Here is a 26,834-nt window from a genome sequence, read left to right as displayed (position 1 = left end):
TGGGATGTGCGCCTGCCGTGCCCGGCTGCGGTTGGGGCATCCCCGTGCCCTCCCAGGACGCGGGGAAGGTTTCTTCACCGCGGAGCTGCTGATGGGCGTCGGACATCGGGCCGCGTGGCGTGGGCACCGCCGGTTGTGAGAGGGACGGGAATGGAACCGACCGAGAGCGCCGCCCCGGACTCATGGCTGCGCCTGCGCCGTCGCGCGCTCGCCTGGCGCGGGAACCGGTGGCCGGCCCGGAGCGAGAGTCGTACGGCCGTGCCGCCGCGGCCGGCCGGAGCCGGCACCGCCACCGACGCCTGCCGGCCCATGCAACTGGCCGTCGCGCCCGCCCCCGGCCCGGCCGCCGCCGAAGCCGAGCGGCACCTGAGCTGGCCCGCCCTGCCCGCGGCCGTGGTCGCCGCCGCCGCACTCGCCCTCGGCGCCGGCTTCTACCAGGCCTTCACCGGCCATCACGCGCTCTTCCCGGCAGGCCGGGTCGGCTGGTCGCTGGCCCTGCTCATCGGCGTCATCGTCGGCCATCTCGTCATGCTGTGCCGCGCCCGCTGGTGGGGCGGCACCGGCTCCGGCGCCGCCCTCACCCTCGCCGTACTGCTGCTGTACGGCTGGGTGCCCGCCGGTCTGGTCAGCCTCACCGTGGTCGTCCTGGTCGGCGTCGCCCGCCGGCACCGCTGGCGCCAGGGCCTGCTGCACGGCTCGGTGGACATCCTCGGCATCGGCGTGGGCGCCCTGCTGCTCGGCGCGTTCGGCCGGGTGCCGACCGTCGAGGCGCCCTGGCAGACCGGCAGCTGGAGCCTGGCCACCGTGCCCGAGGTCACCCTGGCCGCGCTCGCCTACCTCGCCGTCAGCCGGGGCCTGCTCTGGTACCTGTACAGCCCGCCCGGCGGACTGCCCGCCATCTCCCGCCCCGCGCTGATCAGACAGGGGCTGGTCGCGGTGGCGCTGCTCGGCATAGCCCCGCTGGTCTGCGTGGTCGCCGAGGCCCAGCCGATCCTGCTCCCGCTGTTCGCCATCCCGCTCATCGCGCTCGACTCCACCCTGTGGATGGCCCGCGCCCGCGCCGAGGAGCAGCTCCGCGACCCGCTGACCGGACTGCCCAACCGGCAGTGGCTGCTGGACCGGATCTGGACCGCCCTCGACGACGCCGAGCGCATCGGCGCCCGCTCCGCCCTCATGCTGATCGACCTCGACCGGTTCCGTTCGGTGAACGACACCCTGGGACATCTCGCCGGCGACCGGCTGCTGCTCCAGATAGCCGACCGGCTGCGGCTCGCCCTGCCGCGCGGCGCCGAGGCCGCCCGGCTCGGCGGTGACGAGTTCGCCGTCTTACTTCCCGTCGCCGACTCCACCACGTCCGCCACGCGCGTCGCCCGCGGCCTGGTCTCCGCACTCAGCTCGCCGCTCGACCTCGACGGGCTCACCCTCGTGCTGGAGGCCAGCGCCGGCGTCGCCGTCTTCCCGGACCACGCCCTGGACGCGGAGGGCCTGCTGCGGCGCGCGGACGTCGCGATGTACCAGGCGAAGCGGGACCGCACCGGCGTCGAAGTGTACGAGTCCAAGCGGGACTCCAACACCCCGGACCGCCTCGGCCTCCTCGGCGATCTGCGCCGGGCGCTGGACGCCCACGAGGTGCAGCTGCACTACCAGCCCAAGGTCCGCTTCGACGGACAGGTCGCCGGCCTGGAGGCGCTGGTGCGCTGGGTGCACCCCGAGCGGGGCAAGGTGCCGCCGGACGAGTTCATAGCGATAGCCGAGTCCAGCGGGCTGATGCCCCACCTGACGGAGTACGTCCTGGAGACCGCGCTCGGGCAGGTCGCCAAGTGGCGCGCACAGGGCCTCAGGGTCCCGGTCGCCGTCAACGTCTCCCCGCGCGACGTCCACACGCCCGGCTTCGCCGGCTCGGTCGCCGCGCGGCTGGCCCGCCACGGGGTCCCGGCGGGTGCGCTCCAGCTGGAGATAACCGAGCATGTGCTGCTGGAGGACCCGCAGCGGGCCGCCGACACCCTCGCCGGGCTCACCGGGCACGGCGTGAAGATGTCCCTGGACGACTTCGGCACCGGGTACTCGTCGCTGGTGCATCTGCGGCGGCTGCCGGTGAGCGAGCTGAAGATCGACCGCTCCTTCGTGGCCCGGCTGGCCGTCGACACCGAGGACGCGGAGATCGTGCGCTGCACCGTCGACCTGGCGCACTCGCTGGGGCTGCTGGTCGTCGCCGAGGGCGTGGAGGACGACGAGACCTGGGAGCGGCTGCGGGACCTGGGGTGCGACGCGGTGCAGGGGTGGCTCGTCGCGGCGGCGATGCCTCCGGAGGAGACGACGGCGTGGCTGCGGGCCCGCGGCTCCCGGGGCTGGCAGCGGCCGCGCGCGGCCCTGCCGGCCGCCGAATGACCTTCCCGCCCGCCCGTCCCGCCCCGCCGGGACGAACGCCGGGACGAACGCGTCGGACATGATCGTTTGCGATGATCGGTGCCGTACCGCGCCGCGTTGACCGATCGCGTGCCCCGGGAGGGACCATGTCGCTGTTCGTGCCCAAGTTCGACGAGACCGTGCTGGTGCGGGAGGCGGAGGCCGAGGTGGCCGGGGACGATCCGGTCGCCGTCAGGCTGCTCGCCGACAGCAGCGCCACCGGCGGCGCGCTGTCCACCGTACGGGTCACCCTCGGCGAGGGCGCGGACGGCGCCCGGCCGCATGTGCACCACAACTCGGCCGAGATGTTCTACCTGCTCGACGGCGAGGCGGAGCTGCTGTCCGGCGACGACATCGTCACCGCTCACCGTGGCGACCTGGTCATCGTCCCGCCGGACCGCCCGCACGCCTTCGCCGCCGCCCCCGGCAGCACGGCCGACCTCCTGATCGTCATCGCCCCCGGCGTCGAGCGCTTCGAGTACTTCCGCCACCTCCAGCGCATCCGCCTCGGCGAGGCCACCCGGGAGAGCCTGCTGGAGATCCAGGAGCTGTACGACAACCACTTCCTGACCAGCCCCGCCTGGGACGGCCGCAGGTGACCCGGCAAACCGTTTCACGGTCACCCCGCGCCGCCCCATAGGATTGGGGCTAGTCGTCACATTCCCGCCTGCCCCGCGACGCCTGGCACGCACGCTCGCCGCGTTGCCGAATCGTCCACGTGGCTCCGCCACGAGGCCGCTCCGGCGCCTTGCGATCGCACGCACCAGACGCCGCGGGGCCCGCCCTTCGGGCGGACGACGGGAATGTGACGACTAGCCCCAGCCCCAAACCACACACACTCACCCCAGAGGATCGCTGCATGCCTGGCATCACGCGCGAGGAGGTCGCCCACCTCGCCCGGCTGGCGCGTCTGGAGCTGAAGCCCGAAGAACTCGACCACTTCGCGGGACAGCTGGACGACATCATCGGCGCGGTGGCCCGCGTCAGCGAGGTCGCCGACCAAGACGTACCGCCGACCTCGCACCCGCTCCCGCTGACGAACGTCATGCGCGCGGACGAGGTCCGTCCCTCGCTCACCCCCGAGCAGGCGCTCTCCGGCGCCCCGGCCCAGGAGCAGCAGCGTTTCAAGGTGCCGCAGATCCTGGGGGAGGACTAAACCGTCATGACGGACAGCAACATCATCAAGCTCACGGCCGCCGAGATCGCCGAGAAGATCGCCTCCGGCGAGCTGACGGCCGTCCAGGTCACCGAGGCGCACCTCGCCCGGATCGAGGCCGTCGACGAGAAGGTGCACGCCTTCCTGCACGTCGACCGCGAGGGCGCGCTCGCCCAGGCCCGTGCCGTGGACGAGAAGCGGGAGCGGGGCGAGAAGCTCGGCCCGCTGGCCGGCGTGCCGCTCGCGCTCAAGGACATCTTCACCACCGAGGGCGTGCCCACGACCGTCGGCTCGAAGATCCTCGAGGGCTGGATCCCGCCGTACGACGCGACCCTCACCAAGAAGCTGAAGGCCGCCGACGTCGTCATCCTCGGCAAGACCAACATGGACGAGTTCGCCATGGGGTCGTCCACCGAGAACAGCGCCTACGGCCCGACCGGCAACCCGTGGGACCTCACCCGGATCCCTGGCGGCTCCGGCGGTGGCTCCTCCGCCGCCCTCGCCGCCTTCGAGGCCCCGCTGGCCATCGGCACCGACACCGGCGGCTCCATCCGCCAGCCGGCCGCCGTCACCGGCACGGTCGGCGTGAAGCCGACGTACGGCGCGGTCTCGCGGTACGGCATGGTCGCCTTCTCCTCCTCCCTCGACCAGGGCGGTCCCTGCGCCCGTACGGTCCTGGACGCGGCGCTGCTGCACGAGGTGATCGCCGGCCACGACCCGCTGGACTCCACCTCCATCGACGCGCCGGTCCCGGCGGTCGTCGAGGCGGCCCGCAACGGCTCCGTCGCCGGGATGCGCGTCGGTGTCGTCAAGCAGTTCCGCGGCGAGGGCTACCAGGCCGGTGTCATCCAGCGCTTCGACGAGTCCGTCGAGCTGCTGCGCGAGCTGGGCGCCGAGATCGTCGAGCTGGACTGCCCGTCCTTCGACCTCGCGCTGTCGGCGTACTACCTGATCGCGCCGAGCGAGTGCTCCAGCAACCTGGCCCGCTTCGACGGCCTGCGCTACGGCCTGCGCACCGGCGACGACGGCAGCCACTCGGCGGAGGAGGTCACCTCCCTCACCCGTGAGGCGGGCTTCGGCCCCGAGGTCAAGCGGCGCATCATGCTCGGCACCTACGCCCTGTCGAGCGGCTACTACGACGCCTACTACGGTTCCGCCCAGAAGGTCCGCACGCTCATCACGCGCGACTTCGAGAAGGCCTTCGAGCAGGTCGACGTGATCGTCTCGCCGACGACGCCGACCACCGCCTTCCCGATCGGCGAGCGCGCCGACGACCCGATGGCGATGTACCTCGCGGACCTGTGCACCATCCCGACCAACCTGGCGGGCAACGCGGCCATGTCCCTGCCCTGCGGCCTCGCCCCGGAGGACAACCTCCCGGTGGGCCTCCAGATCATCGCCCCGGCGATGCAGGACGACCGGCTGTACAAGGTCGGCGCCGCCGTCGAGGCCGCCTTCGTGGAAAAGTGGGGTCACCCGCTCCTTGAGGAGGCTCCGTCGCTGTGAGCAAGCTGTCCAAGGCCAAGGACTTCAAGAAGTCCAAGTCCGGTACGTACCTGTCGATGGCCACCACCGCGTTCGGCGCGTTCGGTGTCGCCAAGCAGATCAAGAAGGCCCGCGCCGAGCACGACACGCTGCGGCTGATCGACGCCACGGTCTCCGCCGTGGCGATCGTGACCGGCCTCGCGATCCTCTACCGCGAGCTGAAGCGGCTGGGCGACGACGACGTCCTGCTGGGCTGAGAGGGAAGTTTTCACCGTGACCACCACGACCGACCTGGTGTCGTACGAGGACGCGCTGGCGTCGTACGACCCCGTCATGGGCCTTGAGGTCCATGTCGAACTCGGCACCAAGACCAAGATGTTCTGCGGCTGCTCGACCTCGCTCGGCGCCGACCCGAACACCCAGACCTGCCCGGTCTGCCTCGGCCTGCCCGGCGCACTCCCGGTCGTCAACGCGACCGGCGTCGAGTCCGCGATCAAGATCGGTCTCGCGCTGAACTGCGAGATCGCCGAGTGGTGCCGCTTCGCCCGGAAGAACTACTTCTATCCGGACATGCCGAAGAACTTCCAGACCTCCCAGTACGACGAGCCGATCGCCTTCAACGGCTACCTCGACGTGCAGCTGGAGGACGGCGAGACCTTCCGCGTGGAGATCGAGCGCGCCCACATGGAGGAGGACACCGGCAAGTCCACCCACGTGGGTGGCGCGACCGGCCGTATCCACGGCGCGCAGCACTCGCTGCTCGACTACAACCGCGCGGGCATCCCGCTCATCGAGATCGTCACCAAGCCGATCGTGGGCGCCGGCGAGCGCGCCCCCGAGGTGGCGAAGGCGTACGTCCGTGAGCTGCGCGAGGTGATCCGTGCCCTCGGCGTGTCCGAGGCCCGCATGGAGATGGGCCAGATGCGCTGCGACGTGAACCTCTCGCTGATGCCCAAGGGCGCCGAGAAGTTCGGCACGCGCTCCGAGACGAAGAACGTCAACTCGCTGCGCTCGGTGGAGCGTGCGGCCCGCTACGAGATCATGCGCCACGCGGCCGTGCTCTCCGGCGGCGGCACGATCGTCCAGGAGACCCGCCACTTCCACGAGGACACCGGGTCCACGACCTCGGGCCGGGTGAAGGAGGAGGCCGAGGACTACCGGTACTTCCCGGAGCCCGACCTGGTCCCGGTCGCGCCCTCGCGCGAGTGGGTCGAGGAGATCCGCGCGGCCCTGCCCGAGATGCCGCTGGCCCGCCGCACCCGGCTGCTGGCCGAGTGGGGCATCTCGGCCACCGACATGCAGGCGATCCTCAATGCCGGTGCGCTCGACCCGATCGTGGCCACGATCGAGGCCGGTGCCGACGCGGCCGCCGCCCGCAAGTGGTGGATGGGCGAGCTGGCACGCAGCGCCAACGAGTCCGGCAAGGCGCTGGACGAGCTGGCGATCACCCCGGCGCAGGTGGCCCGGGTCACCGAGCTGGTGGCGAAGGGCGACCTGAACGACAAGCTGGCCCGTCAGGTCATCGAGGGCGTCCTCGCGGGCGAGGGCACCCCGGACGAGGTCGTGGAGAAGCGCGGCCTGAAGGTCGTCTCCGACGAGGGCGCGCTCACCGCCGCCGTCGCGGAGGCCATCGCCGGCAACCCGGGCATCGCGGACAAGATCCGCGGTGGCAAGGTGGCCGCGGCCGGCGCGCTGGTCGGCGCGGTCATGAAGGCCACCCGTGGCCAGGCCGACGCGGCCCGCGTCAAGGAGCTGATCCTGGAGCAGCTGGGCGTCAGCGAGGGCTGAGCCGCCGTCAGCCGCGGGGGGGGGGGCGGGGGGGGGGCCCCCCCCCCCCCCCCCCCGCGTCGTATCGTCCCCGGCCACAGGCAGTACGCTCACCGGCCATGACTGGACGCACCGATTCCGACAGCCGGCCCGCGATACCCGAGGCGGTGACGGAGGCGGAAGACGCCGAGGAGTACGTCAGCGACGCCCGCCGGGCCCGCTGGATCGCCGCCGGGACGGGAGCGCTGCTGACGCTCGCCGGACTGGGCGCGTCGCTGCTGCGGCTCACCGGCTCCGCCCCGGCGCTGGTACCCGCCGCCTATGCGCTCGGTGCCGCCGTCTGCGCCCTGGCCGGGGTGCTCGGGGCGCGGGGCCGCACCCGCAGGGCGCTGTGGCTGCTGATCGCGGGCACGATGATCATGGCGTTCGGGGACCGCTCCGACTGAACTTCCCGTCAAACGTGTGAAGAAGCCCACGATCACCGCAAAGGATCATTTTCTCCTGCAAGAGTGTCATCCGAATACTCATGCGTTCTTTGCGGGCTGTTCAGTTCATGGACGATGGTTCCCGGCCAAAGATCCACACATCGTCCTCTGGGAGCACGTCCGTGGCAGCCCTCGCGCGCTGGTGCGTCCGGCATCGTCTGATCGCCGTCCTGTTGTGGCTGTGTGCCTTCGGCGGGGTCAGCGCGGCGGCGGCCGTGGCAGGGTCGTCGTACTCGAACGACTACGAGGTCCCCGGCACCGAGTCGGGCCACGCGGCCGAGCTGATCGCGCAGGGCTTCCCGGGCCTGGGCGGGGACAGCGACACCGTCGTCTGGCACACCACCGGCGGCACCGTGCGTGCCCCCGCCGTCAGACGGACCATGACCCGCACCCTGCACCGGATCGCCGAGCTGCCCGGGGTGGCCTCGGTGTCCGGCCCGTACGGCCGGCGACACGCCCACCGGATCAGCGCGGACGGCCGTACGGCCTACGCCACCGTGACCTTCACCCGGCGGGCCGAGGACGTCGGCAAGGCCGAGGCGCAGTCGGTGGTGCGCACCGCCCGGTCGGCGGAGCGTGCCGGGCTCCAGGTGGAGCTGGGCGGCAGCGCCATCGGGCTCACCCAGTCCGCCCGCGGGCACACCGCCGAGGCGGTCGGCGTGCTGGTCGCGGCCGTGGTGCTGTTCCTCGCCTTCGGCTCGCTCGCCGCCTCCCTGCTGCCCATCGCCACCGCCCTGGTCGGCGTCGGCACCGCCTACGCCGGGATCGGCCTGCTCGGGCACGTGATGACGGTCGCCGACTTCGCGCCCATGCTCGGCATGCTGATCGGGCTCGGGGTGGGCATCGACTACGCGCTGTTCATCGTGACCCGGCACCGGCGTGGTCTGAAACGCGGCCTGAGCGTCACCGAGGCCGCCACGAACGCCGTGGCCACCACCGGGCGAGCGGTCGTCTTCGCGGGTGCGACGGTGTGCATTGCGCTGCTCGGGATGCTGATACTGCGGCTGGGTTTCCTCAACGGGGTGGCCGTCGCCGCCAGTCTGACCGTGGTGCTCACCGTCGCAGCCTCCGTCACGCTGCTGCCCGCCCTGCTGTCGTGTCTCGGCCCGCGTGCGCTGAGCCGCCGCGAGCGGCGCCGGCTCGCCGAGCAGGGGCCGAGCCCGGAGCTGCCCACCGGGTTGGCCGCCCGCTGGTCCGCGCTGGTCGAGCGGCATCCCAAGCTGCTCGGCGCGCTCGCCGTGGTCGTCATCGCCGTTCTCGCCCTGCCCACGTTCTCGCTCCGGCTCGGCACCTCCGACCAGGGCAACGACCCCCGCACCTCCACCACCCGCCAGGCCTACGACCTGCTCGCCGAGGGCTTCGGGCCCGGGGTGAACGGGCCGCTGACCCTGGTGACCCGGGTGGACGGGGCGACCGACCGGCTCGCTTTGGACAGCCTCGACACCACCCTGCGCGCCACCCCCGGCGTCGCCTCCGTCACCCCGGTCTCCTACGCCGCCGGCGGCGGCACCGCGTATCTGACCGTCGTCCCCGACTCCGCGCCCCAGTCGCAGCGCACCAGCGACCTGGTGGACCGGCTGCGCACCAAGGTGCTGCCGCGCGCCGAGACCGGTACCGCGCTCGACGTACAGGTGGGCGGGGTGACCGCCGCGTACGACGACTTCGCGGATGTGATCGTCGGCAAGCTGCCGCTGTTCGTCGGCGCGGTGATCGGGCTCGGCTGCCTTCTGCTGCTGGCCGCCTTCCGCTCGCTCGGCATCCCGCTGAAGGCCGCCGTGATGAACATCGCCGCCGTCGCCGCCGCGTTCGGCGTCGTCGTCGCCGTCTTCCAGTGGGGCTGGGGCAGCGAACTGCTCGGCCTCGGCCGGGCCGGACCGATCGAGCCCTTCCTGCCCGTGATCATGGTCTCGGTGCTCTTCGGACTCTCCATGGACTACCAGGTGTTCCTGGTCAGCCGGATGTACGAGGAGTGGCTGGAGACCGGCGACAACCGGCGCGCGGTGCGGGTGGGCCTGGCCGAGACCAGCCGGGTGATCAACTCCGCGGCGGTCATCATGATCTCGGTCTTCCTCGCCTTCGTGCTCAGCGGCGACCGGGTGATCGCGATGTTCGGCATCGCGCTGGCCTCCGCCGTCGCCCTCGACGCCTTTGTGCTGCGCACCCTGCTGGTGCCCGCCCTGATGCATCTGCTCGGCGCCGCCAACTGGTGGCTGCCCGCCTGGCTGGAGCGCAGGCTGCCCCGCATCAGCATCGAGCCGCCCGAGTGCCGTGCCGCGCATGAGAGGCTCAGCCGGGTCCCGGTCGACGAACTGCGCGAGGAGCAGCGCCACGATGTACGCGATATCCCTGGGTGACGGCGCCGAGCTGCGGCCGCTCGAGGTCTGGCACGCCGAGGAGTTCCTCGCCCACCTCGACCGCGGCCGGGAGTTCATCGGCCGGTTCATCCCGTTCGGCTCGCAGGTCACCGATGTGGCCTCCGCGCGGGACACGCTCCGCCGGTACGCCGATCTGCGCGCCGCCGACAGCGCCTCGTACCACGGCATCTGGCTGGACGGGACGCTCGTCGGCGGGGTGCTGACGCTGAACTTCGATGCCGCGGCGGGCAACTGCGAGGTCGGCTGCTGGCTGGAACCCGCCGCCACCGGGCGCGGACTGATCACCCGTGCGATGCGGATCCTGGTCGACTGGGCCGTCGAGGAGCGGGGCATCCACCGGGTGGAGTGGCACGCGGCCTCCGGCAACCTGCCGAGCATCGCCGTCGCCCGCCGGCTGGGCATGAGCCGGGACGCGGTGCTCCGCGAGAGCCACCCGCACCACGGGGTCCGGCACGACATCGAGATCTGGTCGGTGCTCGCCCCCGAGTGGCGTGCCGCACGCGCGCGTACCGGGCAGAAGGATCATTAAGACGCCTCTCAGACAGCCTCCGTACGGTGCCGGGCATGGCAACGAAGACAGAGGCAGGCGCGGTGGCGCGCAAGGACGACGAGACGACGGCGGAGGCCGTCGGGACGGACGCCGCGAAGGAGCGGGCGGCCGAGGAGGAGACGGGCACGGCGGCGACGGCCGGGGAAGAGGCGGCTGAGGTTGCTGTGCCGGAGGCCGAGGCGTCCTCCGGGGTCGGTCAGGGCGCGGGTGCCGTCGTCTCGGCCGCGCTCGGCCTGGTCTCGCTCAGCGGCGGCTGGATCGGCACCGTCGCCGGCGCCCGCGAACAGCTCATCGGCCAGCTGCGGACCTCCACCCGGGCGAGCGTCGCGACGCAGCTCAAGGCGGTCTACGGCGACGCCTGGCACACCACCGCCCTGTGGGCCGGCCTGTTCGCGCTGGCCGCGCTGATCACCGGCGTGGTCGTGCTCGCCCGGCCCGCGTTCGGCACCCCCGGCCGCACCCAGGCGCCCTGGATCAGGTCGGTCGCCTGGGCGGGGGTCTCGCTCGGCACCGTGGGTCTGCTGCTGGCGGTGCTGAAGTACTCCGACGCGCTGCTCGCCCTGCCCTCGGCGGGCTGAGCCGCCCCCGGCCGCACATGCCTTAGAGGCCTGAGGGGTCTTAGGGGAGCCGTAGGGGTCTTACGGCCTCTCCTAAGACCCCTTACGCGTGTGGGCGGCACGCGGGCCGCCCGAAGATGCGGAACCTTCCCGATGTGGCGCACCCCCCTGGGAGACGAGAGTGGAGACATCGCAGAACGCGAGGCACCACCCCGAAGTCCCGGAAGGACACACCATGTTCGACCAGCAGAAGATCCGCACCGCCCAGCTGCTCCAGGAGGCCGCACAGGACCGTCTGGTCCGCGAGGCCACCCGGGCCCGTCGCGCCGCCCGCCGCGAGCGCAGCCTCGGCGACGGCGCCGCGGCCGCCGAGTCCCATACCGGCCGTCTCCGCGGACGCCGCGCCCCGCGCCCCGCATGAGCGCCGCGCCTGAGCCGCCCACGGGCACGGCCCCCACCCCTACCGCTCCTATTGGTACGAAAATCGCACCTGACCTGTGGAAAACAGCCGCCCCACCCTCCGCACCTCGTGCGATGCTCGGGCTCGTGGAGAACAGGTCCGTCAGTCCCGTGTTCGTCGGCCGCACCGAAGAGCTGGCCGTGCTCGACGCCGCGCTCGCCGGTGCCGCCGCCGGCGAGCCGCAGGCGCTGCTGCTCGGCGGTGAGGCCGGAGTCGGCAAGACCCGCCTGGTCGAGGAGTTCACCGCGGCGGCCGCCCGGCGGCACGCCGTGGTGGCCGTCGGCGGCTGTGTGGAGATCGGCGCCGACGGGCTGCCGTTCGCGCCCTTCTCCACCGCGCTGCGCGCCCTGCGCGCGGCCCTGCCCGCGGAGTTCGCCGCCGCGGCCGCCGGCCAGGAGGAGGAACTGGCCCGGCTGCTGCCCGAGTTGGGCGAGGCCACCGTCGGCCGCCATGACGAGCAGGGCGTGGCCCGGCTGTTCGAACTCGCCGCCCGGCTGCTGGAACGGACCGCCGCCGAGCACCCGGTGGTGCTGGTCCTGGAGGACCTGCACTGGGCCGACGCCTCCACCCGTCACCTCCTCGCCTACCTCTTCCGCACCCTGCGCACCGGCCGGCTCCTCGTCCTCGCCAGCTACCGCTCCGACGACATCCACCGCCGCCATCCGCTGCGCCCCCTGCTCGCCGAACTGGACCGGCTGCGCACCGTCCGCCGCATCGAACTCGCCCGGCTCACCCGCGAGGAGGTCGCCTGCCAGATCGCCGGCATCCTCGCCGCCGAACCGGACCCGGCCGACGTGGACGACATCTTCGAACGGTCCGACGGCAACGCCTTCTTCGTCGAGGAACTCGCCGTCGCGAGCCGCACGGGCTGCCGTACCGGCCTGACCGACTCCCTGCGCGATCTGCTCCTGGTCCGGGTCGAGGCGCTGCCCGAGTCCGCCCAGCGGATCGCGCGGATCGTCGCCGAGGGCGGCTCCACCGTGGAGCACCGGCTGATCGCCGCCGTCGCCCGGCTCCCCGAGGACGACCTCATCGAGGCGCTGCGCGCCGCCGTCGGCGCCAACATCCTCACCGCCGCCCCGGCCGGCGACGGCTACCGCTTCCGGCACTCCCTGGTCCGCGAGGCCATCGCCGACGACCTGCTGCCCGGCGAGCGCTCCCGGCTCAACCGCCGCTACGCCGAGGCCCTGGCCGCCGACCCGACGCTGGTCCCGGCCGACGCACGCGAACTGCGCCTGGCCAGCTACTGGTACCACGCCCACGACCCCGCCAAGGCGCTGCCCGCCGTCCTGGACGCCTCCGTCGTGGCCCGCCGCCGGCACGCCTACACCGAACAACTCGGGCTCCTGGAGCGGGCGATGGAGCTGTGGGACGACGCCCCCGAGGAGGTGCGCGCCGCCCTGCGCCCGGTCGGCTGCGCCGACGCCTACCCCTCCTGCGGCTGCGATCCCGCCACCACCCCGCTGCGCTACCTCGACCTGATGGCCGAGGCGGTCGTCGCGGGCCGCTCCGGCGGCGAACGCGAACGCGCGCTGAAGATCACCAAGCGCGCCCTGCGGCTGCTGGAGGACGAGCCCGACCCGCTGCGCGCCGCCTGGTTCTGGGCCCAGCGCTCCCGGCTCGTGCAGGACCTGGCGCGCGGCGACGGCTGGGCGGAACTCGCCACCGCCCAGGACCTCGTGCGCGGCCTGCCGCCGTCGGAGGTGCACGCCGAGGTGCTGGCCCTCGCCTCCAGCTGGTCGATGCTGCACCGGCCCGGCCCCGAGGCCTTCGCCGCCGCCGAGCGGGCCGTCACCTACGCGCGCATGGTCGGCGCCCGCGAGATCGAGCTGACCGCCCGGCTCACCCTGGGCGGTCTGACGGTGGAGTCCGGGGACCAGGAGAGCGGGCTGGCCGAGCTGCGGCAGGTCCTGCGGGAAGCCTGTGCCGAGCAGATGCACGACGTGGCGGCCCGCGCCTATGTGAACGTGCCGTCCGTGCTGCAAGGCCTCGGCCGCTCCCGCGAAGCGCTGCCGATGCTGCGCGAGGGCGTCGCATTCACCCGGAAAATAGGGCTGGTCGGCGCCGAGGCCTTCGTCTGGGGCAACCTCGCCGACGCGCTGTACTCGCTCGGCCAGTGGACGGAGGCCGCCGAGGCCGCCGAGGCCGCCGGGCGCGTCGCCCGGGTCGGCCACAGCGCCAAGCCCCGCGGGGCCGGCGCCCTGCGCCTGGCCCAGCTCGCCCTGGCCCGCGGCGACCTCGCCGAGGCCGGCCGGCAGCTCGCCGCCGCCCGCGCCCACTACGGCACCCATGACCCGATGCCGCAGATCTCCCTGCCCATGGCCCGGCTCGCCCTCGGCATCGCCGCCGCGGAGGGCCGCGTCGCCGACGCCCGCGCCGAGCTGCTCGCGGCCCTGGACGCCGGATTCCCGCCCGGCACCCAGCGCTACGGCTGGCCCCTGCTGCTGGCCGCCGCCACCGCCGAGGCCGACACCCGGACCCTGCCCGCCGCCCAGCCGGGCCGAGACGGGATCCTGGAGCGGCTCGCCGAGGCGGTCCGGCACCTCGCCACCGGAGTGCCCGTGTGGACGGCGTACAGCGAGTGGGCCGGCGCCGAACTGCTCCGCGCTGCCGGCCGGGACACCGCGCGCACCTGGGCACCGGTGGTCACCGCCTTCGAGTGCCTGGACCGCCCCTACGACCTGGCCCGGGTCCGTTACCGCCTGGCCGCGGCACTGCTTGCCGACGGCGCCGGCGAGGACGAGCGGGACCGCGCGGAGGAGCTGCTCCGGCTGACCTCCGCGGTCGCCGCCCACCTCGACGCCCGCCCCCTCGCCGACCAGGCCGCCCGGCTCGCCCAGCGCGCCCGCCTCACCCCCGCCCGCACCCCGCGCCAGGCCCTCACCGCCGCCGACCCGGCCGCCGCGCTCGGCCTGACCAGCCGCGAGCAGGACGTGCTGCGCCTGGTCTCGGCGGGCCGCACCAACCGCCAGATAGCCGAGGCCCTGTTCATCTCCCCGAAGACCGCGAGCGTCCACGTCTCCAACATCCTCACCAAGCTCGGTGTCTCCACCCGGGGCGAGGCGGCCGCCCTGACCCACCGGCTCGGCCTCTTCCCGGCCGAGACCGGGGACCGGGTGGCGGCGGGGTGACCGGTCCCTCCTCGACGAGGACGCACAGCCGCGCCGCTCAGCTCACCCGCAGCTCCAGCAGCCGGTCGTCCCCGGGCTTCGGGGTGCCCCGGCCGTCCGTGTTGCTGGTCAGCAGCCACAGGCGGTCGCCGCCCGCCGGGGCCACGGTGCGCAGGCGGCCGTAGGTGCCGGTGAGGAAGGCCTGCGGGGCGGCCGCGGCCGAGGTGCCGTGCAGCGGCACGCGCCACAGCCGCCGGCCCTTCAGCGCCGCCATCCAGATGACGCCCTTGACGTAGGCGATCCCGCTGGGGGAGGCCTCGTCGGTGTGCCACTCGGCCACCGGGTTCTGAAAGGCGGGGTCGGAGGACCTGCCCTCGGCCTTCGGCCAGCCGTAGTTGCCGCCGGGCTTGATCGCGTTCAGCTCGTCCCAGGTGTCCTGCCCGAACTCCGAGGCGAACAGCCGCTGTCGGGTGTCCCAGGCCAGCCCCTGGACATTGCGGTGCCCGTAGGAGTACACGGGGGAGTCGGGGAAGGGGTTGCCGGGTGCCGGATCGCCGTCCGGGGTCAGCCGCAGGATCTTGCCGCCCAGCGAGGACCGGTCCTGGGCCAGTCCGCGCCGGCCGCTCTCACCGGTCCCGGCGTACAGCATCCCGTCCGGGCCGAACGCGATCCGGCCGCCGTTGTGGATCGCGCCCTTCGGTATGCCCTTGAACACCGTGTCCGGAGCGCCCAGTTGCTCCCCGGCCGGCTTCCGGTCGTCGTACAGCACCCGGACGATGCGGTTGTCCGAGGCCGAGGTGAAGTAGGCGTAGATCAGATGGTCCGCCGTGAATTCGGGGGAGAGCGCGATGCCGAGCAGGCCGCCCTCGCCGCCGGGGGAGACCCCGGAGACCGTGCCGAGGACGGTCTTGCGGCCGGTCCTGCCGTCGATCCGGGTGATCGTGCCGTCGTCCCGGGAGGAGACCAGCAGCGCGCCGTCCGGCAGCACCGCCAGCCCCCACGGCGTCTTCAGCCCCTGCGCCACCGTGCGCAGCACCGTCACCGACCCCTTGGCCGGCGGGACCGGCTCGCCGGCCCGGGCGGAGGGGGCGGGGCTCCCGGACGTCGTACCGATCGGCGGCAGCGGTGGCCCGCCCCCGGAGGAGCAGCCCGCCGTCAGCAGCAGGGCGGCCGCGGCCAGCACGGCCGGCACAGCTCGTCGTCGCACGATCTCGGTCCCTTCGGGCACGGCCTGTCCGGCCGGTGGTCGAAAACGGCGGTGCCGCGCTCAGTCCCAGGATCCCCGGGCCGCGGGCAGTCGCGCCACCTCGGCGAGGTCCTCCGCGGTCAGCCGCAGCCCCGCCGCGGCCGCGTTCTGCGCGGCCCAGCGCTCCCGCTTGGTGCCCGGCAGGGCGATCACATGGCGCCCCTGCGCCAGCACCCAGGCGAGCGCCACCTGGGCCGGGGTCACGTCCTCGCCGTGCCGCCGCGCGATCCGCCGCAGCCCCGCCACGATCGGCTGGTTGGCGGCCATCATCTCGGCCGTGAAGCGCGGATGGCGGGCCCGGACGTCGTCCGGCTCGAAACCCTCGCCCGGGGTCAGCGTGCCGGTCAGGAAGCCGTTGCCCAGCGGCATCGCCGCGAGGAAGCCCACGCCCCGCGCCTCGCACCACGGCAGCAGCGCGGCCAGCGCCTCCGGCGACCACACCGACAGCTCCGCCTGCACCGCGGCCACCGGGAACACCTGCTGCACCCGCTGGAGTTGGCGCAGCGTCGTGTCGTACAGCCCGGTGCCCGGCCGGCGGCCGCCGCGCGCGCCCACCGCGCACAGCCCCAGCGCCCGCACCTTCCCGGCCCGCACCAGCTCGGCCATCGCGCCCCAGGTCTCCTCGACCGGGACCTCGGGGTCGGCGCGGTGCAGCTGGTAGAGGTCGATGACATCGGTCTGCAACCGCCGCAGCGAGGCGTCGCAGGCCCGCTTCACATAGCCCGGGCGGCCGTTGGCCACGATGTGCTGCTCGCCCACCAGCAGGCCCACCTTGGTGGACACGAAGGCGTCTTGGCGCCGCTCCTTGAGCACCCGGCCGAGCAGCAGTTCATTGGTGAACGGGCCGTACATGTCGGCGGTGTCCAGCAGCGTCGAGCCCGCGTCCAGCGCCCGGTGCACACATCTCAGCGACTCGTCCCCCCGCTGCCGGGACCCGCTGTACGCCCAGCTCATCGGCATGCACCCGAGTCCGACGGCCCCCACCGCGAGTCCCCCCGCGCCGATCGTCCTGCGCTCCACCTGCTCGTGAACCTCCCTCTGCCCGGCCCCCAACCTAACCTCTGCGCTCCCGGCCGCCTGACATAGCCTCCTGCCATGACTTCAGACGTATGGCTCCCGATTCCCCCGCAGGAGATCGACGGGCTGCCCGCGGGTCCCCGGTACCTGTTCTGGGACGGCGGCGCGGACGGCGAGCAGGAGTTCCCCGGCGATCCGGCGGACTGCGCCGTGTACGTCGTGCCGTACATGAAGCCCCTGCCGGTGCGGGTGCGGCCGCTGAAGGCGCTCACCGGGGTGCGGGTGGTCCAGACGCTGACCGCGGGGGTGGACGACATCACCGGGCGGCTGGCGGACCTGGTGCCCGGGGTGCAGCTGTGCAACGCGCGCGGAGTGCACGAGACCAGCACCGCCGAGCTGGCGCTCACCCTGACCCTGGCCAGCCTGCGCGGCATACCCGGCTTCGTCCGGGCGCAGCAGGAGGAGCGCTGGACGGGCGGCTTCCAGCCCTCGCTCGCCGACCGGACCGTGCTCATCGTCGGCTACGGCGCGATCGGGGAGGCCATCGAGGACCGGCTCACGCCGTTCGAGGTAGCGCGGGTCGTGCGCGTCGCGCGCTCCGCGCGCACCACCGCGCGCGGTGCCGTGCATCCGATCGCCGATGTGCTCTCACTGCTTCCGTGCGCGGATGTCGTCATCCTGGCCACTCCGCTCACCGCGGACACCAGGGGCCTCGTGAACGCCGGCTTCCTGGCCCGGATGAAGGAGGGGTCACTGCTGGTCAACGTGGCGCGCGGGCCCGTCGTGGACACGGAGGCGCTCGTCGCCGAGCTGGAGACCGGCCGGATCACCGCGGCCCTGGACGTGACCGATCCGGAGCCGCTGCCGCCGGGCCATCCGCTCTGGCACGCGCCCGGTGTCCTGATCAGCCCGCATGTGGGCGGGCCCTCCTCCGCTTTCCGGCCGCGCGCCGAGCGGCTGCTCGTCGACCAGTTGACCCGTTTCGTGAACCACGAGCCGCTGCGGAACGTGATCCTGACGACGGGAGAGGACGGCCGGTAAGCGATTTCCGGAACCCTCCGCAACTCCCCGGACGCGGCCGGTAGGCACATATCCCCTGGTCGTCACGGAGCGTAGAGAAGCTATGTCCCTGCGTGACGATCCTGGTGTATCGTCCCCGGCAGGGGATGCGCCGCTGACCACTCGGCGCCGGGGATGGACATTTCAGATTTGTGAGGGGGGCGACGGGCGATGCACGGCCTATGGACGAACGATCCGACGCGGCGGAGCCGCCGACGGCGACCCTGGCGCACGGCCGCGCGCAGACGCGGTCAGCACACCAGCCATCACAGCCATCACCCGCACAGGCCGGGCGGCCGCAGGAGGCATGCGCACCCGGCGCACCGGGACCGGCGCGACCCGGGAGCGGCGCGGACCGGGAGGCCCCGGTGAGTGCGCCGCCCTCTGTGACGCCCCCGCTCGACGGAGCCGTGCGCGCACCGCACCCGCACGAGGCGCCGCCGCCCCGCCGGCCGGCGCGCGGTGAGGGTGTGCGCACGGCGGAACAGCTCGTCCTCGCCGTGATCTGCGCGGCCTACGCCATCGGCTCCGCGTTCGACTGGGGCTCCACGGAAGTCGCCCTGGTCATGGGCGACTTCGGGCTGAGCGCCGCGGCCGGCACCGCCGCCGTCTCCTGTTTCCTCTACGCCCGCAGCGCGCGCGTGCGCTTCCGCGCGGCCTGGCTGCTGTTCGCCCTCTCCTCGGCGATGGCGGCCCTGGGCAACGCGGTCTGGGGCTGGTACGAGGTGGTGCTGGGCCGGACCGTGCCCAGCCCGAGCTACGCCGACCTGTTCTTCCTCTGCTTCGCGCCCCCCGCCATCGTGGGCCTGCTGGTCCTCGCCAAGCGGCCGGTGACCAGGGCCGGCTGGATCTGCCTCGCCCTGGACGCCTGGCTGATCGGCGGCTCGCTGCTCACCCTGTCGTGGAGCCTGGCGCTCGCCCAGGCGGCCCGCTTCGACGGGCCGAGCGTGGCCCACACCGCGCTGTCGCTGGCGTACCCGCTGCTCGACATCGCGCTGGTCAGCATGGTGCTCGCGCTGCACTTCCGGCGCGCCCCGGGCAACCGTACGGCGGTGAACACCGCGATCGGCGCGCTCGCGCTCACCGTGATGTGCGACGCGCTGTTCACCTCGCCGCTGCTGCACAGCAGTTACCACTCCGGGCAGCTGCTGGACGCGGGCTGGTTCGCCGGTTCGCTGCTGCTCGCCTACGCGCCCTGGGCCCCGCCCCGGCACCCCGGCGGGCCGGAGTCCCGCGCGGCGGAGGGGTACACGCGCGTGGTCCACGAGCACGTGCCAGGCCAGCGCGGCACCGGCCAGCACCATGTGTTCGCGACCGGTGCGGGAACCGACCCCAGCCGCTACCCGGCGGGCCGGCCGCTCAGCGGCTCGCTCGCCGCGCTCACCCCGTATCTGGCCGCCGCCGTGTGCACCCTGGGCATCCTGTACAACGTCCTCAACGGCCGCCGGCCCGACCATGTCGTGCTGATCACCGCGGGCGCGGTGGTCCTCGCCCTCGTCATCCGGCAGGGCATCATGCTGCTGGACAACATCACCCTCACCCAGGAGCTGGCGCAGAAGGAGAACCACTTCCGCTCCCTGGTGCAGGGCTCCAGCGACGTCATCATGATCGCCGCTCCCAACGGCGTCCTGCGGTACGTCTCCCCGGCCGCCGCCGGGGTGTACGGCCGGCCCGCCGAGGAGCTGGTGGGCCAGGAGCTGGCCGGCATCATCCACCCGGAGGACCTCGGCTGTGTGGTGCACGAGGTGCGCCGGTTCCTCACCGCGAGCCCGCTGGAGGAGCCGACCACGCGCATCGAGTGCCGGTTCCGCTCCGGCGACGGCAGCTGGCTCAACGTGGAGTCCACCGTCAACCGGCACCACGGCGGTCTGATCTTCAACAGCCGGGACGTCACCGAACGGGTGCGTCTTCAGGCCCAGTTGCAGCACAACGCCGAACACGACCCGCTGACCGACCTGCCCAACCGCGCGCTGTTCACCCGGCGCGTCCAGCAGGCCCTGTCCGGGCGCCGGGCCACCGACCGGGGCGCCGCGCTGCTGGGCACGGCCGTGCTCTTCATCGACCTGGACGGCTTCAAGGCCGTCAACGACACCATCGGCCACCAGGCCGGGGACGAGCTGCTCGTGCAGGCCGCCCGCAGGCTCCAGGACGCGGTCCGGCAGGGCGACACCGCCTCCCGGCTCGGGGGCGACGAGTTCGCGGCCCTGATCGTCGGGGACGGCAGCCGCGACCGCGCGGCCCGGGAGCGGAACATCCTGGAGCTGGCCGACCGGCTCCGGGTGACCCTCTCCCAGCCGTACGCCATCGACGGCAACGACGTCCGGGTCAACGCCTCCATCGGCGTCGCCTTCGCCGAGCCGGGCCTGGGCGCGGGCGAGCTGCTGCGCAACGCCGACCTCGCGATGTACCGCGCGAAGGCGGCCGGCAAGGGCCGGGTCGAGCTGTACAAGCCGCAGATGCAGCAGGACGTCGTACGCAAGGCGGAGCTGGCCACCCGGCTGCGCGCCGCGCTGCACGACGGCGAGTTCGCGCTGCTGCACCAGCCGGTGGTGTGCCTGGAGAACGGCCGGATCAGGGCGGTCGGCGCGCAGGCGCGCTGGCGCTCCTCGCAGGGGGTGCTGTTCACGCCGGCCGAGTTCCTGCGGGTGGCCGAGGACGGCGACAAGACGGCCGAGCTGGACCGCTGGATCCTCCAGGAGGCGGTGGAGCAGGCCGCCGAGCGGGCGGCGAACGGGCTGCTCGTCCCGGTGGTCGTCCGGATGAGCGCCCGGCGGCTGCTGGACCGCTCGACGCCGCTGGGCTCCGTGGAGGCGCTGCTCACCCGGCACGGGCTGCCGGGCGGTGCGCTGATCATCGAGCTGTCCGACGTCGACCCCAGGGCGCCCCTGGACGAGCTGGAGCGGCGGCTGACCGCGCTCAGCCGGCTCGGGGTGCGCATCGCGCTGGACGGCTTCGGCACCGGCTGTGCGGCCATCACGGCGCTCAGGAGGCTCCCCGTGGACATCCTCAAGCTCGACCGCAGCCTGGTCGAGGGCGTGGTCGAGTCCCCGCGGCTGCACAAGATCACCGGTGGGCTGCTGCGCATCGCCGGGGACCTCGGGCTGCTGTCGGTGGCCGAGGGGGTGGACCTGCCCGAGCAGGTGGTCGCGCTGCGCGCGATGGGCTGCACACATGGACAGGGCATGGCGTTCGCCGGGCCGCTGGACGAGTACCGGCTGCGCCGGGCGCTCGGATCCGGCCACTATCCGGTGCCGCACGCCCCGGCCGAACCGGCGTTCGCGGGCAGTGTGCGCGAGCCCAAGGGGCGTGTCGGCGAACGGGCCATGGAGCGGGGCTCGGGGGTGTACACAGGAGGTGTCACCGCTGTTCTCGGAGGCAGCCGCGGCCATCGCTCACATTCTGAGACGCCCGTCCCACCCACTTGACACGTGGTGCGCGTCGGGGGGAGGGTCAGTTCCATGCGCACCCGAATTCTCGTACTTGGACAGCGCGTCGGCTGAGCTGGGACCCACCGGAGGACGATCCGGAATCCCCAGCGACCCACACCGACGCGCTCCCCTCGCTTGCCCCTGTGGCACGAGGGGTTTTTTGTTGCACGAGCACCGGCCGTGCACCGCGTGAATCCGCCCGAACCTCGCACCAACCCTCAGCATCGAGAAGAGAATGCCGATGACCGAGCAGGCCACCGGGGCCCACCATCCGCAGCCGCGGCCCCGTTCCGGAGGACACTCCACCCCCGTCGAGCACGTCACGGGTGCGCAGTCCCTCATCCGCTCCCTCGAGGAGGTCGGCGCTGAGACGGTATTCGGCATTCCCGGCGGCGCGATCCTCCCGGCCTACGACCCGCTGATGGACTCCACCCGGGTGCGTCACGTCCTGGTCCGGCACGAGCAGGGCGCCGGCCACGCGGCCACCGGCTACGCACAGGCCACCGGCAAGGTCGGCGTCTGCATGGCGACCTCCGGCCCCGGCGCCACCAACCTGGTCACGCCGATCGCCGACGCCCACATGGACTCCGTGCCGCTGGTCGCGATCACCGGCCAGGTCGCCTCGAAGGCGATCGGCACCGACGCCTTCCAGGAGGCGGACATCGTCGGCATCACCATGCCGATCACCAAGCACAACTTCCTGGTCACCAAGGCCGAGGACATCCCGCGGGTCATCGCGCAGGCGTTCCACATCGCCTCCACCGGCCGCCCGGGCCCGGTCCTGGTCGACATCTCCAAGGACGCCCTCCAGGCGAAGACCACCTTCTCCTGGCCGCCCACCATGGACCTGCCCGGCTACCGCCCGGTGACCAAGCCGCACGCCAAGCAGATCCGCGAGGCGGCCAAGATGATCACCTCCGCCAAGCGGCCCGTCCTCTATGTCGGCGGCGGCGTCCTCAAGGCGCAGGCGACCGCCGAGCTGAAGGTCCTCGCCGAACTCACCGGAGCGCCCGTCACCACCACCCTGATGGCGCTCGGCGCGTTCCCCGACAGCCACCCGCTGCACGTGGGAATGCCGGGCATGCACGGTGCGGTCACCGCCGTCACCGCGCTTCAGAAGGCCGACCTGATCGTCGCCCTCGGCGCCCGCTTCGACGACCGCGTCACCGGCAAGCTGGACAGCTTCGCGCCGTACGCCAAGATCGTCCACGCCGACATCGACCCGGCCGAGATCGGCAAGAACCGCGCCGCCGACGTGCCGATCGTCGGGGACGCCCGCGAGGTCATCGCCGACCTGGTCCAGGCCGTGCAGAAGGAGCACAGCGAGGGCCACAAGGGCGACTACACCGCCTGGTGGAGCGACCTCAACCGCTGGCGCGAGACCTACCCGCTCGGCTACGACCAGCCCGAGGACGGCTCGCTCTCCCCGCAGGCGGTCATCGAGCGCATCGGGCAGCTCGCCCCCGAGGGCACCATCTACGCGGCGGGCGTCGGCCAGCACCAGATGTGGTCCGCGCACTTCATCCAGTACGACCAGCCCGCCACCTGGCTGAACTCCGGCGGCGCCGGAACCATGGGCTACGCGGTCCCCGCCGCCATGGGCGCCAAGGCCGGCCGGCCCGAGCGCACCGTCTGGGCGATCGACGGCGACGGCTGCTTCCAGATGACCAATCAGGAACTGACCACCTGCGCCCTGAACAACATCCCGATCAAGGTCGCCGTCATCAACAACGGCGCCCTCGGGATGGTCCGCCAGTGGCAGACCCTCTTCTACAACCAGCGCTACTCCAACACGGTGCTGCACAGCGGTCCGGACGACGTCAACCCGGAGGCGCGGGGCACCCGGGTGCCGGACTTCGTGAAACTGTCCGAGGCGATGGGCTGTGTCGGCCTGCGCTGCGAGCGCCCGGAGGACCTGGACAAGGTCATCCAGGAGGCGAACTCCATCAACGACCGCCCGGTCGTCGTCGACTTCATCGTCCACGAGGACGCGATGGTGTGGCCGATGGTCGCCGCCGGCACCTCCAACGACGAGATCATGGCCGCCCGGGACGTCCGCCCCGACTTCGGCGACAACGAAGACGACTGAGCGAGAGAGACGTAAAAAGACCATGTCCAAGCACACGCTCTCGGTCCTGGTGGAGAACACGCCGGGCATCCTCGCCCGGATCGCCGCCCTGTTCTCGCGCCGCGGCTTCAACATCGACTCGCTCGCGGTCGGTGTCACCGAGCACCCCGACATCTCCCGCATCACCATCGTGGTGAACGTGGAGGACCTGCCGCTGGAGCAGGTGACCAAGCAGCTCAACAAGCTCGTCAACGTGCTGAAGATCGTCGAGCTGGAGCCGGGTCAGGCCGTCCAGCGCGAACTCGTCCTGGTGAAGGTCCGCGCCGACAACGAGACCCGCTCCCAGATCGTGGAGATCGTCCAGCTGTTCCGCGCCAAGACCGTCGACGTCTCCCCGGAGGCCGTCACCATCGAGGCCACCGGATCCAGCGACAAGCTGTCGGCCATGCTGAAGATGCTGGAGCCCTACGGCATCAAGGAGCTGGTCCAGTCCGGCACGATCGCGATCGGCCGGGGCGCCCGGTCCATCACGGACCGTTCGCTGCGCGCGCTCGACCGATCCGCGTAAAGCTGAAGACGTACCAAGCCGAAGACGTACCGAAGCCGAAGACGTAACGCCACGGCTGAAAACGGGCGGCCGGTGACCTCCGTCCCGCCCGTATGCCGAGACCCCGAAACTTCCTCACCGCCCACCGTCATACGGTGGGACGCACCACCTGCACACAAGGAGAGAACCCAAAGTGGCCGAGCTGTTCTACGACGCTGACGCCGACCTGTCCATCATCCAGGGCCGCAAGGTCGCGGTCATCGGCTACGGCAGCCAGGGCCACGCCCACGCGCTGTCGCTGCGCGACTCCGGTGTCGACGTCCGTGTCGGTCTGCACGAGGGCTCCAAGTCCAAGGCCAAGGCCGAGGAGCAGGGCCTGCGCGTGGTGACCCCGGCCGAGGCCGCCGCCGAGGCCGACGTCATCATGATCCTGGTCCCGGACCCGATCCAGGCCCAGGTCTACGAGGAGTCCATCGCCCCGAACCTGAAGGACGGCGACGCGCTGTTCTTCGGCCATGGCTTCAACATCCGCTTCGGCTTCATCAAGCCCCCGGCCGGTGTGGACGTCTGCATGGTCGCCCCGAAGGGCCCGGGCCACCTGGTCCGCCGTCAGTACGAGGAGGGCCGCGGCGTTCCCTGCATCGCCGCCGTCGAGCAGGACGCCTCCGGCAACGCCCTGAAGCTGGCCCTGTCGTACGCCAAGGGCATCGGCGGCACCCGCGCGGGCGTCATCAAGACGACCTTCACCGAGGAGACCGAGACCGACCTGTTCGGTGAGCAGGCCGTGCTGTGCGGTGGCACCGCCGCGCTGGTCAAGGCGGGCTTCGAGACCCTGACCGAGGCCGGCTACCAGCCGGAGATCGCCTACTTCGAGTGCCTGCACGAGCTGAAGCTGATCGTGGACCTCATGTACGAGGGCGGCCTGGAGAAGATGCGCTGGTCCGTCTCCGAGACCGCCGAGTGGGGCGACTACGTCACCGGCCCGCGCATCATCACCGACGCCACCAAGGCCGAGATGAAGAAGGTCCTCGCCGAGATCCAGGACGGCACCTTCGCCAAGAACTGGATGGACGAGTACCACGGCGGTCTGAAGAAGTACAACGAGTACAAGCAGCAGGACTCCGAGCACCTGCTGGAGACCACGGGCAAGCAGCTCCGCAAGCTGATGAGCTGGGTGAACGAGGAGGCGTAAGCCTTGGATCAGGGGGTCGGGGCCAGTGCCCCGGCCCCCCTCGTCCATCTGTTGTCCAGCCCGTCCAGCCACGGACGGGTGATCTCTCCGCAGAGGCGCACTACGCCCACCGGCGCGCCACTACACTGCTTGCACAACACGCGTCAGGCCCACAGCGTCGTGCGTCTTCCGCGGCTAGCCCCCCTCCTCCGCCTGCGGCCGTCGGGACGGCCGTCCGCATGCTCTGGACTTGTGAGGACCTCACGTGAGCTCGAAACCCGTCGTACTCATCGCTGAAGAGCTGTCGCCCGCGACCGTGGACGCGCTCGGCCCGGACTTCGAGATCCGGCACACCAACGGCGCCGACCGGGCCGAACTGCTGCCCGCCATCGCCGACGTCGACGCGATCCTGATCCGTTCCGCCACCAAGGTCGACGCCGAGGCCATCGCCGCGGCGAAGAAGCTCAAGGTCGTCGCGCGAGCCGGCGTCGGCCTCGACAACGTGGACGTCTCCGCCGCCACCAAGGCCGGCGTGATGGTCGTCAACGCCCCGACCTCCAACATCGTGACCGCCGCCGAGCTGGCCTGCGGCCTCCTCGTCGCCACCGCCCGGCACATCCCGCAGGCCAACGCCGCGCTGAAGAACGGCGAGTGGAAGCGCAGCAAGTACACGGGCGTCGAGCTGGCCGAGAAGACCCTCGGCGTCGTCGGCCTCGGCCGGATCGGCGCCCTGGTCGCCCAGCGCATGTCCGCCTTCGGGATGAAGGTCGTCGCCTACGACCCCTACATCCAGCCCGCGCGCGCCGCGCAGATGGGCGTCAAGGTGCTGTCGCTGGACGAGCTGCTCGAGGTCTCCGACTTCATCACCGTCCACCTGCCCAAGACCCCCGAGACCCTCGGCCTGATCGGCGAGGAGGCGCTGCGCAAGGTCAAGCCGAGCGTGCGCATCGTCAACGCCGCGCGCGGCGGCATCGTGGACGAGGCGGCGCTGTACTCGGCGCTGAAGGAGGGCCGGGTCGCCGGCGCGGGCCTCGACGTGTACGCGAAGGAGCCGTGCACCGACTCCCCGCTGTTCGAGCTGGACCAGGTGGTCTGCACCCCGCACCTCGGCGCGTCGACCGACGAGGCGCAGGAGAAGGCTGGTATCGCCGTCGCCAAGTCGGTGCGCCTCGCCCTCGCCGGTGAGCTGGTCCCGGACGCGGTGAACGTGCAGGGCGGTGTCATCGCCGAGGACGTCAAGCCGGGCCTGCCGCTCGCCGAGCGCCTCGGCCGGATCTTCACCGCGCTCGCCGGTGAGGTCGCCGTCCGTCTCGACGTCGAGGTGTACGGCGAGATCACCCAGCACGATGTGAAGGTGCTGGAGCTGTCCGCGCTCAAGGGTGTCTTCGAGGACGTCGTCGACGAGACCGTGTCCTACGTCAACGCGCCGCTGTTCGCCCAGGAGCGCGGTGTCGAGGTCCGTCTGACCACCAGCTCCGAGTCCGCCGACCACCGCAACGTGGTCACCGTGCGCGGCACCCTGGGCACCGGCGAGGAGGTGTCGGTCTCCGGCACGCTGGCCGGTCCGAAGCACCTCCAGAAGATCGTGGCCGTCGGCGACTACGACGTCGACCTGGCGCTCGCCGACCACATGGTCGTCCTGCGCTACGAGGACCGTCCGGGTGTCGTCGGCACCGTCGGCCGCATCCTCGGCGAGGCGGGCATCAACATCGCCGGCATGCAGGTCGCCCGCGCGGCCGCCGGCGGCGAGGCGCTGGCCGTCCTGACCGTGGACGACACGGTCGGCGCCGGTGTGCTGGCCGAGCTGGCCTCCGAGATCGGGGCGACCTCCGCCCGCTCCGTGAACCTGGTCTGAGCCGTTCGCGTTCAAGCGCCGGGGCGGGGGGAGGCGCAGTAGCCCGCCCCGGGGGGATAGGAGGCGCCGGGACACACTGAAGCGGCGCGCCC

Annotated in this window: 20 protein-coding genes; 18 read left to right on the top strand and 2 right to left on the bottom strand. The window is 72.5% G+C overall.

Going from position 1 to position 26,834, the window contains the following annotated elements:
* Nucleotides 1–150: 150 nt before the first annotated feature.
* The 12 genes from ACFVIU_RS01205 (at nt 151) to ACFVIU_RS01150 (ending at nt 14,372) form a co-directional block, all read left to right on the top strand.
* Nucleotides 151–2,388, top strand: coding sequence for a putative bifunctional diguanylate cyclase/phosphodiesterase (locus tag ACFVIU_RS01205; protein ID WP_385839812.1), 2,238 nt, complete (start codon nt 151–153; stop codon nt 2,386–2,388).
* 125 nt (nt 2,389–2,513) lie between these two features.
* Nucleotides 2,514–3,005: a cupin domain-containing protein gene (locus tag ACFVIU_RS01200; RefSeq protein WP_385839811.1), complete on the top strand. Its 492-nt coding sequence runs from the start codon at nt 2,514–2,516 to the stop codon at nt 3,003–3,005.
* A 260-nt stretch (nt 3,006–3,265) separates the two neighbouring features.
* Nucleotides 3,266–3,562 (top strand): Asp-tRNA(Asn)/Glu-tRNA(Gln) amidotransferase subunit GatC, encoded by a 297-nt coding sequence (gene gatC, locus ACFVIU_RS01195; RefSeq protein ID WP_018531282.1) that lies wholly within the window; start codon nt 3,266–3,268, stop codon nt 3,560–3,562.
* 6 nt (nt 3,563–3,568) lie between these two features.
* Nucleotides 3,569–5,068, top strand: coding sequence for an Asp-tRNA(Asn)/Glu-tRNA(Gln) amidotransferase subunit GatA (gene gatA, locus ACFVIU_RS01190; RefSeq protein ID WP_385839810.1), 1,500 nt, complete (start codon nt 3,569–3,571; stop codon nt 5,066–5,068).
* Nucleotides 5,065–5,304 (top strand): hypothetical protein, encoded by a 240-nt coding sequence (locus tag ACFVIU_RS01185; protein ID WP_351240077.1) that lies wholly within the window; start codon nt 5,065–5,067, stop codon nt 5,302–5,304. The genes gatA and ACFVIU_RS01185 overlap by 4 nt, the downstream gene beginning before the upstream one ends.
* A 16-nt stretch (nt 5,305–5,320) precedes the next feature.
* A complete protein-coding gene (gene gatB, locus ACFVIU_RS01180) occupies nt 5,321–6,835 on the top strand; it encodes an Asp-tRNA(Asn)/Glu-tRNA(Gln) amidotransferase subunit GatB (RefSeq protein WP_385839809.1) in 1,515 nt (504 codons plus the stop codon).
* A 98-nt stretch (nt 6,836–6,933) separates the two neighbouring features.
* On the top strand, nt 6,934–7,260 hold the full coding sequence (locus tag ACFVIU_RS01175; RefSeq protein ID WP_385839808.1) for a hypothetical protein: 327 nt from the start codon (nt 6,934–6,936) through the stop codon (nt 7,258–7,260).
* A gap of 161 nt (nt 7,261–7,421) precedes the next feature.
* Nucleotides 7,422–9,653 carry an MMPL family transporter gene (locus tag ACFVIU_RS01170; RefSeq protein ID WP_385839807.1) on the top strand — a complete coding sequence of 744 codons (2,232 nt, stop codon included), beginning with the start codon at nt 7,422–7,424 and terminating at the stop codon, nt 9,651–9,653.
* Nucleotides 9,631–10,203, top strand: coding sequence for a GNAT family N-acetyltransferase (locus ACFVIU_RS01165; RefSeq protein WP_385839806.1), 573 nt, complete (start codon nt 9,631–9,633; stop codon nt 10,201–10,203). Before ACFVIU_RS01170 ends, ACFVIU_RS01165 begins: the two co-directional genes overlap by 23 nt.
* A 35-nt stretch (nt 10,204–10,238) precedes the next feature.
* The gene (locus ACFVIU_RS01160) at nt 10,239–10,802 is read left to right on the top strand and encodes a hypothetical protein (protein WP_385839805.1); all 564 of its coding nucleotides are present in this window, start codon (nt 10,239–10,241) and stop codon (nt 10,800–10,802) included.
* A 214-nt stretch (nt 10,803–11,016) separates the two neighbouring features.
* On the top strand, nt 11,017–11,202 hold the full coding sequence (locus ACFVIU_RS01155) for a hypothetical protein (RefSeq protein WP_385839804.1): 186 nt from the start codon (nt 11,017–11,019) through the stop codon (nt 11,200–11,202).
* Between the two features lie 113 nt (nt 11,203–11,315).
* Nucleotides 11,316–14,372, top strand: a complete 3,057-nt coding sequence (locus tag ACFVIU_RS01150) for an AAA family ATPase (protein ID WP_385839803.1) — start codon at nt 11,316–11,318, stop codon at nt 14,370–14,372.
* A 37-nt stretch (nt 14,373–14,409) separates the two neighbouring features.
* On the opposite strand, the gene ACFVIU_RS01145 is transcribed toward ACFVIU_RS01150, so the two are convergent.
* Nucleotides 14,410–15,543: a PQQ-dependent sugar dehydrogenase gene (locus tag ACFVIU_RS01145; protein ID WP_385840303.1), complete on the bottom strand. Its 1,134-nt coding sequence runs from the start codon at nt 15,541–15,543 to the stop codon at nt 14,410–14,412.
* A 75-nt stretch (nt 15,544–15,618) separates the two neighbouring features.
* Nucleotides 15,619–16,617 (bottom strand): aldo/keto reductase, encoded by a 999-nt coding sequence (locus tag ACFVIU_RS01140; RefSeq protein WP_385839802.1) that lies wholly within the window; start codon nt 16,615–16,617, stop codon nt 15,619–15,621.
* A 75-nt stretch (nt 16,618–16,692) separates the two neighbouring features.
* On the opposite strand from ACFVIU_RS01140, the gene ACFVIU_RS01135 reads away from it, so the two are divergent.
* From ACFVIU_RS01135 to serA, 6 genes are all read left to right on the top strand, one after another.
* A complete protein-coding gene (locus ACFVIU_RS01135) occupies nt 16,693–17,655 on the top strand; it encodes a 2-hydroxyacid dehydrogenase (RefSeq protein ID WP_385839801.1) in 963 nt (320 codons plus the stop codon).
* Between the two features lie 386 nt (nt 17,656–18,041).
* On the top strand, nt 18,042–21,098 hold the full coding sequence (locus tag ACFVIU_RS01130) for a putative bifunctional diguanylate cyclase/phosphodiesterase (RefSeq protein ID WP_385839800.1): 3,057 nt from the start codon (nt 18,042–18,044) through the stop codon (nt 21,096–21,098).
* A gap of 244 nt (nt 21,099–21,342) precedes the next feature.
* A complete protein-coding gene (locus ACFVIU_RS01125) occupies nt 21,343–23,190 on the top strand; it encodes an acetolactate synthase large subunit (protein WP_385839799.1) in 1,848 nt (615 codons plus the stop codon).
* A 22-nt stretch (nt 23,191–23,212) separates the two neighbouring features.
* Nucleotides 23,213–23,737, top strand: a complete 525-nt coding sequence (gene ilvN / locus ACFVIU_RS01120; protein WP_030614411.1) for an acetolactate synthase small subunit — start codon at nt 23,213–23,215, stop codon at nt 23,735–23,737.
* A 172-nt stretch (nt 23,738–23,909) separates the two neighbouring features.
* A complete protein-coding gene (gene ilvC, locus ACFVIU_RS01115) occupies nt 23,910–24,908 on the top strand; it encodes a ketol-acid reductoisomerase (protein ID WP_385839798.1) in 999 nt (332 codons plus the stop codon).
* Between the two features lie 244 nt (nt 24,909–25,152).
* A complete protein-coding gene (gene serA, locus ACFVIU_RS01110) occupies nt 25,153–26,742 on the top strand; it encodes a phosphoglycerate dehydrogenase (RefSeq protein WP_385839797.1) in 1,590 nt (529 codons plus the stop codon).
* Nucleotides 26,743–26,834: the final 92 nt, after the last annotated feature.

Origin of the sequence: Streptomyces sp. NPDC127190, assembly GCF_042672505.1 — a bacterium.
Lineage (GTDB): Bacteria > Actinomycetota > Actinomycetes > Streptomycetales > Streptomycetaceae > Streptomyces.
This window is presented reverse-complemented; position numbering and strand designations above follow the sequence as displayed.